The following is a 14,406-nucleotide window of genomic DNA, read 5'->3' on the forward strand; positions in this document are numbered from 1 at the left end:
TCAGAGCCATTTTTCATACATCATCCGTACCGGACTGTAGCCCTGTGTTGAAAGCCAGCTTTGCATCGTATGGTTGTTGCATAAAGTAAAACGGTAGATCCGCCTGATGTCATCCTCTTTATAAGCCGTCTCAAAAGCCTCGTTGAGTGCGGAATAAATCCCCTGCTTACGGTATTCCGGCTTCACATATCCTTCCGAAACATAGAGATCGTCAGCATCACCCAGCTCAAAATTACTGTCATCATTTTCATCGATATATCCAAAAATAAAACCGATGGCACGGCCTTCTGTCTCAGCGATCAGAAAAGTGCCGTTGTTTTCTTCCTCACATTCGCTCATAAAGCGAAGGTAATTTTCACGGATCAGCGGCCAGTCGGCAGTGTGGCTGTTCATTTCCTTTTCCGAAAGGTGAAGTTCGCCCACCAGTTCATCCACCAAAGAAAGATTTTCTTTTATATTGATCTTCCGGATTGTATATTCCATCGTTTACATTTAAATAATCATTAAAACCAATCATCAATCATCATTTATTACTCATTGCCTATTACTCATTTCCCCCTTACAGGGCTTCCATGCCACGACGTATTGTCTGATAAAACTTCTCCCTTCATTACCAGCGACAGTGCATCCACCGTCACATGGTCTCCGATTTCCGTATCGTAAAGGATAATACTTCTTGTATTGATCGTTGTCTGCTTACCGATTTTTACCGGCCCGATTTTCATGATCCGGTCTTCAAAAAGATGGGTTTGCGGGCCGCAGTCTTCATTCAGCATGGCTTCATCACCGATGGAAACCATATCGTATTCCGTAATGTCGGTCGTGTTCAGCCATACCTTTTTACCGATCTTTACCCCCAGGAACCTCATGAAAAACGGAAGCCACAAAGTGCCCCGCAGGAAATCCAGGAAAAACTGTACGGGAAGTGCTTCATAAAAGGTGGTAACCCCTTCGCTCAGCCATACTTTGAGGCTGTACATCGGCATTTCCGACTTTTTATATTTCCCGACAAAAATCCATTTCAGCAGCACCATAAAAAAGAAGCTTGGCAGTGCTACAATTCCCAGATAATAAAATGGTGAAAACAACAGCAAGTGGTGAATTCTTCCTTCCATAAATTTACTGGTATAAGCTACAAACAAAACACTGCAGATAATAACCACGGTCTGGGGAAGGATAATCCTGATGCCTTCCACCAGTGCTCTTGCAATTTTCAGCTTTACAGGAGGATTGTATGTAAGATTATCTTTGAAAACTTCTGATTTCTGTCTTGAAGGCAGTCCGATCGGAGGAGATCCGAACCAGTCTTTTTCCTGCGAATTTTTAAGCTGTTCTTCCGTAGGAGCCTTGCTCAGCACCCCGATCAGCATATTGTCGCCCAGTTCATAACCTTGGGGAATCAGTCCGCTGTTCCCTACGAAGCTGTTGTTTCCGATTTTGGTCCTTTCCAGGATCAGCTTTTCATTTCTCACATCATGCTCGCCCAGGATCACGGCATCGGCAATAAAGGAACCTTCACCGATTTCCAGTAAATGGTGGGAAACATCGCTTGCCGTAGAAATTTCAGAATTTTTCCCGACTTTCGCGCCCATCATTTTATAAAATTTACTGATGTATACCGAAGCGAAGATAGGATGAATCACCACAAGCGACAAATTAAAAATCTGGTCTTTCACCCATTTTCTGTAATAGGTAAAACTGAACACCGGATATACGCCCGGCTTCATATTATACTGTAATGCTCTTGTTACCAGGCTGACAATGAGAATGAATAATAAAATGTACACGGCAGAAAGTATCGGAGCCTGCCATAAATAGTAAAAGCTGTAATCCGGTGACTGCTCGTCAAGATAATACAGCGTATACAGGGTAGGAGCCAGCGGCAATACGATAAGCAGCGGAAAGAAAAACAGGGAACAGGCATAGAGCATGGCAAACCGGTTCCTTTTTCCGGCGGAAGAAAGCTTAGGGGCTTCCAGTTCTTCCCCGGATTTCATTCTTAATTTCTCCGCAGGGCTGCCGTTCCATACTTCGCCGAAGCCGATTCTCTTCCCTTCATTCAGGCAGCTCAGATCCTGAAGTTCGCCGAACTCGTCAATCACCGTATCACCACACACAATCGCGGAAGAGCCCAGATAGGCGTGTGCTTTAATATGTACTTTTCTGATTCTCAGGATTCCGTTTTCTACGGAAGCATTGTCGATGCTGCATCCGGAGCTGGTGTTCACGTTTTCATCAATCGTTACAAGGTCTTCGGCTGCAATAGGCAGAAGGCTCAGCTGTGCGCTTGGATGTACTTTTACACCGAGCAGCCTCAGGTATTTCGGATATAAAGGCGTTTCAACGATAAATTCCGAAGGCATCAGCCTTTTAACGGTTTTCCAAAGCCACCACCTGAAATAATACCAGCCCCAGAGCGGATAATCTCCTTCTTTAATTTTCCCGATTACCAACCATTTTACTACTATTATCACAAGTGAATATACAGGAGGGATAAGTGTATACAGAAGAATTGCACTGAGCAGGGCAAACCAGGTTCCGTAATCATTCAGCTGAAAATAATAGTAGCTCAGGTACGGGAAAAAGATCTGGAAGCTCAGCAATGAAAAAATCACGAACAGGCAAAGGGTCTGCGCAGCGTTGCAAAGATAATACTGTAAGGTAGAGACCCGTTTGAAAGGCTCTTGCTGATGGTTCTCACCGGGTTTTTTATGGCTGAGGCATTCCGCAAAAGCCGAAAGCGGGCGGTTTTCATAGATATCTTTTAAAGAAGCATACGGAATGCCAGCTTTTTGTCTTAAATGAGAAACCAAAGTAGCCGCGAGTAAGGAATGGCCTCCCAGATCCGTAAAGAAATCCTGTTCTAAACTGATCGGTTTACCGGGAAACACCCACTGAAGCGTCTGAAGCAGTTTTTCATCAATGGAAGCCCCCGCATCTATGGAAATCTCTTCGGTTTTTTGATGAACAGTGAAACTTTCCGGAAGTGGCAATTTTTTACGGTCTATTTTCCCGCTCGGCATTCGCGGCATTTCTTTCATATCGATAATCGCGATCGGAACCATATAAGGGGCCAGGAATTTAGCCACTTCTTTCCGCATTCTTCCTTCGTCAAAAGAAGAATTCTGGGTCATCACTGTGTAACCGACAAGCTGCCCCTGTCCATTGGCATCTTCTTTCACGGCAACCGCCGCAGAAGACACGCCGGGAAGCTGGTTCAGCCTCGATTCGATTTCACCAAGCTCGATCCGGTAGCCGCGGAGCTTGATCTGATCGTCGATTCTTCCCTGGAAGTCGATAAATCCGTCTTCCCGGAACACCACAGCGTCTCCGGTTTTATAAATGGTCTCTCCCGGCATTTCGGGAAAAGGATTGGGCAGAAATTTCTGTGCTGTAAGCTCAGGAAGGTTAAAATAACCGTTGCTGACTCCGGGGCCGGAAATAATCATTTCACCCCGTTCACCACACGGAACCATATTCATCTGTTCGTCAACAACAGCAATATGATAGTTGGGCAGCGGCCCGCCGATCGTCAGTTCCTGGTCAGCCGTAAGAACCGCCATATTGGAAGATACAGTGGTTTCCGTGGGCCCATAGCTGTTGATAAAGGTACGGTACGGTTTTGCCCATTTTTCCTGTACCTGCCGGGTACAGGCTTCGCCGCCGGTATTAATCAGCCGGATATGGGGAACTTCATCAATAATCGCCAGTATACTTGGGACTGCATGAAGCACCGTAATTTTATTTTGAGTTAAAACATCGCTAAGTTCATCGATGGCCTTTACGGTAACGGAGTCGGCAATCCAGATCGTGGCACCTGAAAAAAGGCTGACCCATACTTCTTCACACCACATATCAAAAGACACGGAGAATCCCTGATAGACGATATCCGTATCCTTTATTCCGATAAAATCCTCTTCGGAACGGATAAGGTGGCAGATATTACGATGGGAAATCGGGATGCCTTTTGGGTTCCCGGTACTTCCGGATGTAAACAGCACATACGCCCAGTCATCAGGCGTATTATGTACCGGAACGGCAGGAACGGTTTCTTCCGGCTGAGAGCCTATGCTGATCGGATTGCAGTGAATGTGTGCATCGGTATCGGAAAAATAAGTTTTAACCTCAATATCCGTAAAGACTTTCTTAATGCGGTCTTCGGGCATTTCACGGTCGAGAGGGATGTATGCGGCCCCGGCTTTTAAAATTCCCAGGATGCAAACCGGAAGTTCCAGGCTTCTCGGATACCATACGCCGACACGGTCGCCGGGCTTTACGCCTTCCTGCTGAAGCTGTCTTGCAATGGCGTTGCTCCAGCTGTCAAGCTCACCGTAAGTAAGTGTTTTATCCTTGTAGATAAAAGCTGTTTTATTTTTATACTGTTTAAAAACAGGGGATAAGAGCTGAGGGAGTGTTTCGTCTTTTATAAATTCAGGACATATTTTTCCTAAAATCAAACTTTTCATCATTGGCAGATATTTATGCTTTTTGGCTATTTTCTTTAATGGTAAAGTACATGATAAATATACTGTATTTGTATTTATGTTCCGCAAGTAAATTGTAGTTTTGCAAAATCAAACAAAGATATTCATGCTTACTATTTTATCACAGGACTTTTCTTTAGTCAACCAATGGATCAATGAGCTTCGCAATATTGAGGTGCAGCAGGACAGGATGCGTTTTAGAAGAAATATGGAAAGAATAGGCGAGATCGCAGCGTTCGAGATCAGCAAAACCCTGGAATACCGGGAAGCGGATATTCAGACACCTTTGGATAAAATCAAAGTAAAAGAAATTGCAGTACAGCCGGTAATCACGACCATTTTACGAGCGGGAGTTCCTTTGTTTGAGGGGTTGCTGAACTATTTCGACAGGGCAGACTGCGGATTCGTTGCTGCTTACCGGAAACACGACGCCAACGATTATTTCTCCATCAAACAGGATTATCTTACATGCCCGGACATCGAAGGAAGGCCATTGATCGTCGGAGATCCGATGCTCGCGACCGGTGCCTCGCTGATCGAGGCTATTAAAGATTTGCTGACGAACGGAAATCCGTCATCTCTCCATATTGTAGCAGCCATTGCTTCCAGGCAGGGTGTTGAAACCATTGCCAATGCGTATCCTGAGGCCAAAATATGGGTAGGTGCCATTGATGAGGAATTAACTTCAAAAGGTTATATCACTCCCGGATTGGGTGATGCCGGGGATTTAAGCTACGGGGAAAAGCTGCAGCGGTAAATTTTATGCCGGCCATATTCTTTGTATAAGGAATTCTGCTATTTTTATTGATATTAAAAAGACCGAAGGAAAAAGTGTTTTTTTTCGTCTAAGATAAAAAGTGACCGAAATGAACACTGAGATATGAATTTCGAGCTTATTTTTTATCAGTATCAGAAAATGGTGTATAACCTCGCGTTGCAATATACCCAGAATACGGAGGATGCTGAAGAAATAACTCAGGATGTTTTTGTGAAAGTATCCCATAAACTGGACGGCTTCAAGAATGAGTCGTCTTTAAAAACATGGATTTACCGCATTGCGGTCAATACATCGCTGGATTTTCTTAAACATAAAAATTCTAAAAAAAGATTTTTTTTCGGGGTGTTCAGAAGTTCTGAACAGGAAAACGTACCGAATGAACCTGTGGATTTCAATCATCCCGGTGTTGTTCTGGAGCAGAAGGAGGAGGTTATGAAAATCTTCAGCTGCATTAATCTGCTCCCTGATGATCAGAAGACTGCTGTTATTTTATTGAAAATTGAAGGAAATTCGCAGCAGGAAACCGCAGAAATTATGAATCTCAGCCGGAAAGCAGTAGAATCCCTTTTTCAGCGGGCTAAAAAAAATCTTATTCAAAAACTAAATCAACAGAAGGAATATGGAAAATAAGTCGTCTAAGTATGTAATGGAAGATCAGTTGCAGATATTAGAGAAAATTCAGAGCGTTGAGGCTCCTGCAGAATTGTACGGAAAGGTTCTCGGTAAAATTCAGGAACAGAAGAGAGATATTGTCTCTTCAAAATGGATTTTTGCAGCTGCAGCGATAATTGTTATGCTGATCAGTCTTAATGTTAAAATTATTCAAAACGCAAAATATTCTTCAAGATCAGATTTTGATACATTATTCATGATGAAATCACAAAATGCTTTTTCTTATGACTAAGAACAGGTTTTATATTTTTATAATCATCGGTTTGCTGATTTCCAATCTTTTATTGCTGGTCTTCATACTCATTGCAAGATCTCCACATCATGAAGGCCCACGGAACCTCATTATTGAAAGGCTGCATTTTGATGAAAATCAGGTACAGCAATATGACGGGCTGATCCGGCAGCACAGAATGCAGATGATGGAAAAGCAACACGAATTGATGGATGCTAAAACGCAGTATTATTCATTATTAAAAAATAAAGATCAGAAAAATGGAGACGCTTTGGTTCAGCAGATTGGAAAGATAAGCATGGAAACTGAGAAAATAAATTTTAAACATTTTCAGAATATCAGAAAAATTTGCCGTCCTGATCAGGTACAGGCTTTCGATCATCTTATTGATGAATTTGAATCTCTGTTTGCTCCGGAACCGAAACCTCCACATGAACGATGAAAAAACATTCCGCTTTTATTTTCCGGGTTCAGGTGATTTTGAAATTAAAAGCTTTTAAACTAAATATTCTAAAAACCCCTTATGAAAAAAAACTTAAAATCATGGCTTGTTCCTGCTTTCTTTGCTGCAGTGGCGGTATATTCCTGTTCAGGCAACGATGTTTACGAAACAAAGCCTGTTGCCCAGGATGAGTATCCGGGTATTCTGGCTGCTTTCGGATCCAATATTAATCTGAGCAGTCTTGAGAATTATGCCAATCAGCCGAAACCCTTTTACATAACCAGGGATAATACGATGGGAAATCCTATTACGGACAAAGGTGCTACGTTAGGAAGAATGCTGTTTTATGATAAAAACCTATCAAAAAACAATACCGTTTCCTGTTCAAGCTGTCATAAGCAGGAATTGGCTTTCGGGGATAATGTTGTGGCAAGTGTAGGGGTAAACGGGAATACGGGAAGACACGCCATGAGGCTGGTGAATGCCAGGTTTGGTAATGAAATGAAATTTTTCTGGGACGAACGGGCAGCAAATCTTGAAGCACAGACTACTTTTCCGATCCAGGATCATAATGAAATGGGCTTTAGCGGAATAAACGGGGACGGTAACCTTCAGGATCTGATCGCCAAACTGCAGAACATCCGGTATTATCAGGAAATGTTCAGATATGTTTACGGAGATGCTGCTGTTACACAGACAAGAATCCAGAATGCGTTGGCGCAGTTTATCAGGAGCATCCAGTCATTCGACTCCAGATATGATGCAGGGAGAGCGGCGAGTGCCAATGACCAGCAACCATTTGCCAATTTTACGGCACAGGAAAATCAGGGAAAAAATTTATTTCTGGCCCCTCCGGTATTTGATGCTTCGGGAAACCGAACGGGAGGAGGACTTGGATGCGCGGCCTGCCATGCAGCGCCCGAATTTGATATCGACCCGAACTCTAAAAATAACGGCATCATCGGTAAAATCAGTGGTACGGGAATCGATATCACCAATACAAAAGCGCCGAGTTTAAGGAATGTAACCAACGGCAGCGGTACAGAAAACGGGCCGTTTATGCATACCGGGAATTTCACGAACCTCCAGCAGGTAATCGGGCATTACGCCAATATTAATCTTGCTCCAGGAAATACAAATCTCGACCCTCGTCTGGCACCTAACGGAAACGGCCAGAAACTTAATCTGACGGCACAGGAAACAAATGCCATAATCGCTTTTCTGAAAACACTTTCCGGGAGCGATGTCTATACAAACAAAAAATGGAGCAATCCTTTTAAATAATTGCAATTTCCTAAAGCTGTTCTTTGTAGAGCAGCTTTTTTATTCATCTATTGCCATAACCAGTACACTCACTTTATTATTTCCGGCACTCAGGATTTCCCAGGCAATGGTAGCGAGGGTATTTCCCGTGGTAAACACATCCTCGATCAGCAGGATATGCTTGCCGGAAATGTTCTTAGTTATGGAGAAGGTGTTTCCTGTTTCCAACCGGTGCTGTTTGTCCTTTAAGGCCTGTGCTTTGGAGTAATGGTTTCTTCTGATCAGGTCATGATCAAAAGGGATGTCATAAAATGATGAGAGGATTTCTGTAAAAAGGTGCAGCTGATTGTATCCGCGTTCTTTCAGCTTTTTAGGATGAAGCGGAACGGGAACCAGCAGATCAGGTTTTCCGTATCGGAAATCGAGGCGGCCGGCGGTCCACTCTGCCAGTATTTTTCCGATGTTTTCCCGGTTTCTGTACTTTAAATCATGGATTATGCTGCGGCTCACATTCTCCTTTTCAAAGTTCATCAGGGCAAAAGCGTTTTCAACAGGAAAAAGAAGCTTGCATCTCTGCTTCATGAAACTGTCTTCGGAATATCCGGTGTGGGTGAAACGTATCTGTTCCATACAAAGCGGACAGACCAAAAGATTGACTTCGATAATTCTGTTGCACGAAATACATCGGTTCGGGAATAAAATATCCAGCATCATTTGCGAATTGAATAACTAAAATAAAATTTTTATTGCAGGAATATGCAGATTTTGTATTCGCTGAATGAAGTAAGTATCCCCAAAAATAAAAATAAGATCAGGATTATAAATAAATATTTGGAATTTCAGCGTTCGATTAAAATCTTTTATCCCTTGCTGTATAAAAATAATCATTTTTAATGAAAAGAATGGGAAGAATTAAAAATTTGAGAAAATTTACAACAGATCTTTCCTGATTTTTTCAATCGCATTTTTCATTCCTGAATTAAAATATTCCTTTTCCAGACGGATCGGTGGCGATTGTCTTACTTCGCAGTCTGCAATGCTGCACGATTCGCAGGTTACTCCAACATTAATGGTTTTCAGAGTGGGAGATTTGATGAAATTTATTTTTTTGATGGTCTGTGAGTTCAGTAAAATTCCCAGACAATAGCTTCTGTTGCTTCCGTCCGAGAAAGGATTTTTCTGTGAAGTGGAAATCACCAGATAACTGATTCCCTGATCTTTGTAATGCGAAATCTGGGCATCTGTCAACGTTTCATTATCTTTTAAATGGTGAAGGTTTTTCACGGCGATCCATCTTCTGCAATAATGTTCGTTGGTTGCATTCGCATGAGGAGCTTGTTGATGATTGAGGTGTAACTCTTTTAAAATCTGTATTTTATCGGAGTTTTTCTTTTTAACCAAACATAAATAAAACAAATCCTTTATTCCCGGTTCAGAGGAAAGAATGTTCGTCAAGCGATAGTAAAAAGTTTCAGGAGAATTCGTAAAATTTTCGATGAGGTTTTCAAAATGCTGAGGGTTCCATTCGTTTTGCAGGAAAAATTCTGAGGTTTTTTCAATGGTTTTCTGTTTTGGAATCAACAGGGCTCCGGCAAAATAGGAAGCATGAAAATTATTTAATATTTCTTCAAAACTTCCGAAATCAAGCCACGAATAGGTATTCGGACGGCTTTTCAGTTCCAGAACATTAAACCCGATCTCTTTCGCGAGAATAAATGTTTTCTGGTCTTTCTCTAATTTCACGTTCAAGAGCAATAATTTCTTTTCAGGGATAAATAGCGACCGCAGATTATCCAATATTCCGTACTGCTCAAAATTCGCTGACTGGATTTGATAGTTAAATTTTTCATTCAGAATATTTTCCAGCGCATCAGCCTGTAGATTTTTGTCAATCTGCAATCCGTTTTCCCGAGCGAAAAGAAGAACTTTTTCTTCAATTTCAGGAAAATAATTATCATAAAGTTCCTGAAACGAACGTAAAACAGCAAAGTAAAATCTTTCTTTTCCTAGATTGTAGTTTTGTGAAATTTCAATCAGGGCATTGATGAAAGCAGTTACTTTCTTTGGCGCGTCGCTGATGATGCTGATCAGATTATTTTTATTGATCCCAAAAAGGTCCAGAGGAATCTCTTTGAAAAAATCAGACTGAAGAATCTCGTTAAAAGGCGTTAGGCTTTTGTCCAGTTTCGTGGAAACCAGATCGTCAAAAGTGCAGTTCAGTGCTTCTGAAAGCTGAATGATCTTATCGTGCTTCGGATATTTTTTTCCGTTTTCAATTTCGTTAAGGTAAGATTTCGATAATCCTGTTTTTACCGCAAGATCCTGCAAAGACCAGTTTTTCTTCTGTCTCTGCTGTTTCAGTTTCAGCCCGAAAACCGTTTTAATAAAGTCGCTGTCCGAATTCATAATTCAAATATAAATATTTAGAAGCGATTATTCGCATAATAATTTTTAAATAAATTTAGCGAACGTTCGCTATTTGTGAAAATTTTTATTTATGTTTGTATTGTTGAATTACAAAATAAGAATGATATGCAAACCAGAACTCAATTGAAAATCAACGATCAGCAAAATTTTGAAGAAGCGTTTACCAATGATTTGATCGATTTTTTGGTAGAGCTTCATCAGAATTTTAATTCGGAAAGAATAGAACTTTTAAAAGAGAGGGAAATCAGGCAAAGGGAATTTGATAAAGGAATTCTCCCGAAATTTTCAGAGCAAACAGAAGCAATAAGAAACGGAAACTGGACCTGCGCCCCGCTTCCGGAAGATTTGCTCGACCGACGAGTAGAAATTACAGGGCCTGTCGACCGGAAAATGGTTATTAATGCTTTAAATTCCGGAGCTTCTACTTTTATGGCGGATTTCGAGGACAGCAATTCTCCGACCTGGAAAAACTGTATGGAAGGTCAGTTAAATCTTTCTGATGCTATAAATCAAAGGATAGATTTTACAACTGAGCAGGGAAAATCTTATCAGCTAAATGAAAAGACGGCTGTCCTGTTAGTTCGCCCGCGAGGTTTGCATCTGAATGAAAAGCATATTGAAATTAATGGCGAACAGGCTTCGGCGTCATTAATCGATTTCGGGATTTATTTTTTCAGAAATGCTGAACAGTTACTGGAAAACGGAACCGGTCCGTATTTTTATCTCCCTAAATTAGAGCATTACCAGGAAGCCCGATGGTGGAATGAAGTGTTTGTCTTTGCTCAGAATTATTTGGGAATTCCGCAGGGAACCATTAAAGCAACGGTTTTAATAGAAACAATCACCGCTTCTTTTCAGCTTGACGAAATTTTATTTGAGCTGAAAGACCATAGTGCCGGACTCAACTGCGGAAGATGGGATTATATTTTTTCTTTCATTAAAAAATTCAGAAATCTTCCCCGGTTTATTGTTCCGGACAGAGATCAGGTAACCATGACGTCTCCTTTTATGAATGCTTATTCAAAACGCGTCATCGAAATCTGTCACAAAAGAAATGTTCACGCGATTGGAGGAATGGCAGCACAGATTCCTGTTAAAAACGATTATGAAGCAAACAGCATTGCCTTCGGCAAAGTAAGAAGCGATAAAGAACGGGAAGTAAAAAACGGACACGACGGAACGTGGGTGGCTCATCCTGCTTTGGTTTCCGTGGCTAAAGATATTTTTGATACATATATGCCTTCCGAAAATCAGATCAATAAAAAATTTGAATACTACATCACCGAAAATGATCTGCTGGAAGTTCCCAAAGGAGAAATCACAGAAAAGGGCGTCCGGAAAAACATCAACGTCGGAATTCTCTACATCGAATCCTGGTTAATGGGAACGGGAGCCGCGGCAATTTATCATCTCATGGAAGATGCGGCAACTGCTGAAATCTCCAGGACGCAAATCTGGCAATGGCTGAAAAATGATGCTGTTTTAAATGACGACCGCACTTTAACCAGAGAAATGATTCTTCAGTGGGAATTTGAAGAACTCGAAAGAATTGAAAAATATGTAGGCGAAGAACGCTTCCGGAAAGGGAAATTCAATCTTGCCAAAGAACTTTTCAATGAACTGATTTTCTGCGAAAAATTTGAAGAATTTTTAACCTTAAAAGCGTATCCTTTTATTTAAAGTAGGAGAGTAATGAGAATGGGAGCGTTTTAGTGTTCAATCTGATTATAACTATCAATCATCAATCAACCAAACAATTAACTAAACAAAAATAGTATGAAAACAAGACAAGAACAAATTCAGGAGATCGAAAAAGACTGGCTTGAAAACCCACGCTGGAACGGTGTTAAACGTCCTTACACGGCAGAAGATGTTTTAAAACTTCGTGGTTCCTATAAACTCGATTACACCATTGCATCGGAAATGTCTGAAAAATTCTGGAATTTACTGAACACTCAGGATTTTGTTGCAGGACTTGGTGCCTTAACCGGAAATCAGGCTGTTCAGGAAGTGGATGCCGGTTTGCAGGCAATTTATCTTTCCGGATGGCAGGTTGCGGCAGATGCCAATTTATCCGGAGAAATGTATCCTGACCAGTCATTGTATCCCGCAAATTCGGTTCCTTCGGTAGTAAAGAAAATCAACAATGCTTTATTGAGGGCAGATCAGATCCAGTCAGTGAACGGCGGCGGCGAAAAGGAATATCTGGTTCCGATTATTGCCGATGCAGAAGCCGGTTTTGGCGGAAACTTAAATGCGTATGAACTGATGAAACAGATGATTGAAGCCGGAGCAGCGGCAGTGCATTTTGAAGACCAGCTTTCTTCTGCTAAAAAATGCGGCCACCTGGGCGGAAAAGTTTTGGTTCCTACGCAGGAAGCCATCAATAAGTTAATTTCTGCGCGTTTGGCGGCGGACGTTTTGGGTGTTCCAAGTTTAATTATTGCAAGAACAGATGCAGATGCAGCAGATTTGCTGACTTCCGATATTGACGACAGAGATAAAAAATTTGTAACAGGCGAAAGAACTTCCGAAGGTTTTTATATCGTGAAAAACGGAGTGGAGCAGGGAATCGACAGGGGTTTGTCTTATGCGCCATATGCAGATCTCATCTGGATGGAAACCTCTAATCCGGATCTGGAGCAGGCAAGAAAATTTGCAGAAGGCATTCATGCGAAATTTCCGGGCAAAATGTTGGCGTACAACTGTTCTCCATCCTTCAACTGGGCAGCAAGACTTTCCGTTGAAGAAATGCAGAACTTCAGTGAAGAACTGGCGAAATTAGGGTACAGATTCCAGTTTATTACTTTAGCAGGCTTCCATGCGCTAAATACAGCGATGTTCGAGCTGGCTTTGGCTTATAAAGAAAAGGGAATGGCTGGATATTCTGAATTGCAGGAGCGCGAGTTTGCGTTGCAGCAAAAAGGCTTCCGTGCGGTAAAACACCAGTCGTTTGTAGGTACAGGCTATTTTGATGAAGTGCAGAATATTGTTACTAATGGTTCTTCCGCAACGGTTGCCATGAAAGATTCTACGGAAACCGCACAATTTCACTAAAAAGTTCCGTTTTTAATTAAATTTAATTGTTAGAACCTTCTCGATTTTGGGAAGGTTTTATTTTTTATGTGCTAATTTTGAATGTATATTTGAAGGAAATGAGTTTGATTTTTGAAAAACAGATACGGGTTACAGAGCAGCATATTGATGGAAACAATCATGTGAACAACGTCCAGTATGTTCATTGGGTAGAAGAAATTGCCGGAGAACACTGGGATTTTGTAAAACATAAAACCCAATACCCCAACGATATCTGGATGCTCCTGGATCACCATATTCAGTATAAAAAGCAGGTGTATCTTAATGATATCATTACGGTAAAAACCTACCCCAGATCGCCGGAAGGAATTCGTCAGCCCCGCAAAGTGGAGTTTTACTGTAATGATCAGTTGGTTGTGGATTCTACCACATTGTGGGTTTTGGTAGATGCCGAAACAAAGAAAATTAAAAGACTGGAAAGTGACTGGCTGGATAAACTGTGATTATTGTATAGCAATTCATGATTAAAGTTAATAGTTTCCCGAGCTGAAGACGGATAATTAAGCAAACCGAAACTCAAACCAAATTCCCTATCTTTGCAATATGATACGTATAACAAAAATTTTTACATTCGAAACCGCTCACGTACTGTACAATTACGACGGGAAATGTAAAAATATGCACGGGCATTCCTATAAACTGTTTGTAACGGTGAAAGGAAAGCCGGTTAATGATTTGGAGAATCCCAAGAATGGGATGGTGGTGGATTTTGGAGATATCAAAAGTATCGTAAAGTCTGAGATTGTAGATGTCTGGGACCATGCCGTTCTTATCAACGGACTTTCGCCGCACCGCGAACTGGGGGAAGACCTGGAAGGAAAAGGGCACAAAGTGATCTACTGTACTTTTCAGCCGACCTGCGAGAATATGTTGTATGCCATCGTAGCAAAAATAAAATCGAAGCTGCCGGAAGGGATTTCCCTGGCTTACTTAAAGCTTCATGAAACCGAAAACTCTTACGGAGAGTGGTTTGCAGAGGATAATCAGTAACTTATTCAACAAAAATTCAGAA

Annotated in this window: 13 protein-coding genes; 9 read left to right on the forward strand and 4 right to left on the reverse strand. The window is 41.5% G+C overall.

Annotation, left to right across the window (positions count from 1 at the left end):
- Positions 1-483, reverse strand: coding sequence for a GNAT family N-acetyltransferase (locus ACED20_RS14145; protein ID WP_345766444.1), 483 nt, complete (start codon positions 481-483; stop codon positions 1-3).
- 65 nt (positions 484-548) lie between these two features.
- A complete protein-coding gene (locus ACED20_RS14150) occupies positions 549-4,469 on the reverse strand; it encodes a Pls/PosA family non-ribosomal peptide synthetase (protein WP_378105299.1) in 3,921 nt (1,306 codons plus the stop codon).
- 121 nt (positions 4,470-4,590) lie between these two features.
- On the opposite strand from ACED20_RS14150, the gene upp reads away from it, so the two are divergent.
- The 5 genes from upp (at position 4,591) to ACED20_RS14175 (ending at position 7,892) form a co-directional block, all read left to right on the forward strand.
- Positions 4,591-5,241: a uracil phosphoribosyltransferase gene (gene upp, locus ACED20_RS14155; protein ID WP_294238923.1), complete on the forward strand. Its 651-nt coding sequence runs from the start codon at positions 4,591-4,593 to the stop codon at positions 5,239-5,241.
- Positions 5,242-5,364: 123 nt separating this feature from the next.
- The gene (locus ACED20_RS14160; RefSeq protein WP_294201479.1) at positions 5,365-5,892 is read left to right on the forward strand and encodes an RNA polymerase sigma factor; all 528 of its coding nucleotides are present in this window, start codon (positions 5,365-5,367) and stop codon (positions 5,890-5,892) included.
- Positions 5,882-6,166: a hypothetical protein gene (locus ACED20_RS14165; protein ID WP_294222399.1), complete on the forward strand. Its 285-nt coding sequence runs from the start codon at positions 5,882-5,884 to the stop codon at positions 6,164-6,166. The genes ACED20_RS14160 and ACED20_RS14165 overlap by 11 nt, the downstream gene beginning before the upstream one ends.
- Complete coding sequence (locus ACED20_RS14170) at positions 6,159-6,608, forward strand: hypothetical protein (RefSeq protein WP_294201477.1); 450 nt, start codon at positions 6,159-6,161, stop codon at positions 6,606-6,608. The genes ACED20_RS14165 and ACED20_RS14170 overlap by 8 nt, the downstream gene beginning before the upstream one ends.
- A gap of 81 nt (positions 6,609-6,689) precedes the next feature.
- On the forward strand, positions 6,690-7,892 hold the full coding sequence (locus ACED20_RS14175) for a cytochrome-c peroxidase (RefSeq protein WP_378105305.1): 1,203 nt from the start codon (positions 6,690-6,692) through the stop codon (positions 7,890-7,892).
- 39 nt (positions 7,893-7,931) lie between these two features.
- On the opposite strand, the gene ACED20_RS14180 is transcribed toward ACED20_RS14175, so the two are convergent.
- Positions 7,932-8,585 (reverse strand): ComF family protein, encoded by a 654-nt coding sequence (locus ACED20_RS14180; protein ID WP_378105308.1) that lies wholly within the window; start codon positions 8,583-8,585, stop codon positions 7,932-7,934.
- A gap of 216 nt (positions 8,586-8,801) precedes the next feature.
- Positions 8,802-10,277, reverse strand: coding sequence for a helix-turn-helix domain-containing protein (locus ACED20_RS14185; RefSeq protein WP_294323014.1), 1,476 nt, complete (start codon positions 10,275-10,277; stop codon positions 8,802-8,804).
- Positions 10,278-10,403: 126 nt separating this feature from the next.
- On the opposite strand from ACED20_RS14185, the gene aceB reads away from it, so the two are divergent.
- The 4 genes from aceB (at position 10,404) to queD (ending at position 14,384) form a co-directional block, all read left to right on the forward strand.
- Entirely contained in the window at positions 10,404-11,978 is a 1,575-nt protein-coding gene (gene aceB / locus ACED20_RS14190) for a malate synthase A (RefSeq protein WP_378105311.1), read from the forward strand.
- A 96-nt stretch (positions 11,979-12,074) separates the two neighbouring features.
- Positions 12,075-13,355: an isocitrate lyase gene (gene aceA / locus ACED20_RS14195; protein ID WP_378105314.1), complete on the forward strand. Its 1,281-nt coding sequence runs from the start codon at positions 12,075-12,077 to the stop codon at positions 13,353-13,355.
- A gap of 98 nt (positions 13,356-13,453) precedes the next feature.
- On the forward strand, positions 13,454-13,837 hold the full coding sequence (locus ACED20_RS14200; protein WP_294201470.1) for a thioesterase family protein: 384 nt from the start codon (positions 13,454-13,456) through the stop codon (positions 13,835-13,837).
- Positions 13,838-13,937: 100 nt separating this feature from the next.
- On the forward strand, positions 13,938-14,384 hold the full coding sequence (queD, locus tag ACED20_RS14205; RefSeq protein ID WP_378105317.1) for a 6-carboxytetrahydropterin synthase QueD: 447 nt from the start codon (positions 13,938-13,940) through the stop codon (positions 14,382-14,384).
- Positions 14,385-14,406 lie beyond the last annotated feature (22 nt).

The sequence above is a fragment of the Chryseobacterium sp. sg2396 genome (assembly GCF_042610505.1).
GTDB lineage: Bacteria > Bacteroidota > Bacteroidia > Flavobacteriales > Weeksellaceae > Chryseobacterium.

Excerpts from the sequence above, each read along its gene's own strand:
- aceB (WP_378105311.1), top strand. The coding sequence starts at position 10,404 with ATGCAAACCAGAACTCAATTGAAAATCAACGATCAGCAAAATTTTGAA.
- upp (WP_294238923.1), top strand. The coding sequence starts at position 4,591 with ATGCTTACTATTTTATCACAGGACTTTTCTTTAGTCAACCAATGGATC.
- ACED20_RS14145 (WP_345766444.1), bottom strand. The coding sequence starts at position 483 with ATGGAATATACAATCCGGAAGATCAATATAAAAGAAAATCTTTCTTTG.
- ACED20_RS14180 (WP_378105308.1), bottom strand. The coding sequence starts at position 8,585 with ATGATGCTGGATATTTTATTCCCGAACCGATGTATTTCGTGCAACAGA.
- ACED20_RS14175 (WP_378105305.1), top strand. The coding sequence starts at position 6,690 with ATGAAAAAAAACTTAAAATCATGGCTTGTTCCTGCTTTCTTTGCTGCA.
- aceA (WP_378105314.1), top strand. The coding sequence starts at position 12,075 with ATGAAAACAAGACAAGAACAAATTCAGGAGATCGAAAAAGACTGGCTT.
- ACED20_RS14150 (WP_378105299.1), bottom strand. The coding sequence starts at position 4,469 with ATGATGAAAAGTTTGATTTTAGGAAAAATATGTCCTGAATTTATAAAA.
- queD (WP_378105317.1), top strand. The coding sequence starts at position 13,938 with ATGATACGTATAACAAAAATTTTTACATTCGAAACCGCTCACGTACTG.
- ACED20_RS14160 (WP_294201479.1), top strand. The coding sequence starts at position 5,365 with ATGAATTTCGAGCTTATTTTTTATCAGTATCAGAAAATGGTGTATAAC.
- ACED20_RS14185 (WP_294323014.1), bottom strand. The coding sequence starts at position 10,277 with ATGAATTCGGACAGCGACTTTATTAAAACGGTTTTCGGGCTGAAACTG.
- ACED20_RS14200 (WP_294201470.1), top strand. The coding sequence starts at position 13,454 with ATGAGTTTGATTTTTGAAAAACAGATACGGGTTACAGAGCAGCATATT.
- ACED20_RS14165 (WP_294222399.1), top strand. The coding sequence starts at position 5,882 with ATGGAAAATAAGTCGTCTAAGTATGTAATGGAAGATCAGTTGCAGATA.
- ACED20_RS14170 (WP_294201477.1), top strand. The coding sequence starts at position 6,159 with ATGACTAAGAACAGGTTTTATATTTTTATAATCATCGGTTTGCTGATT.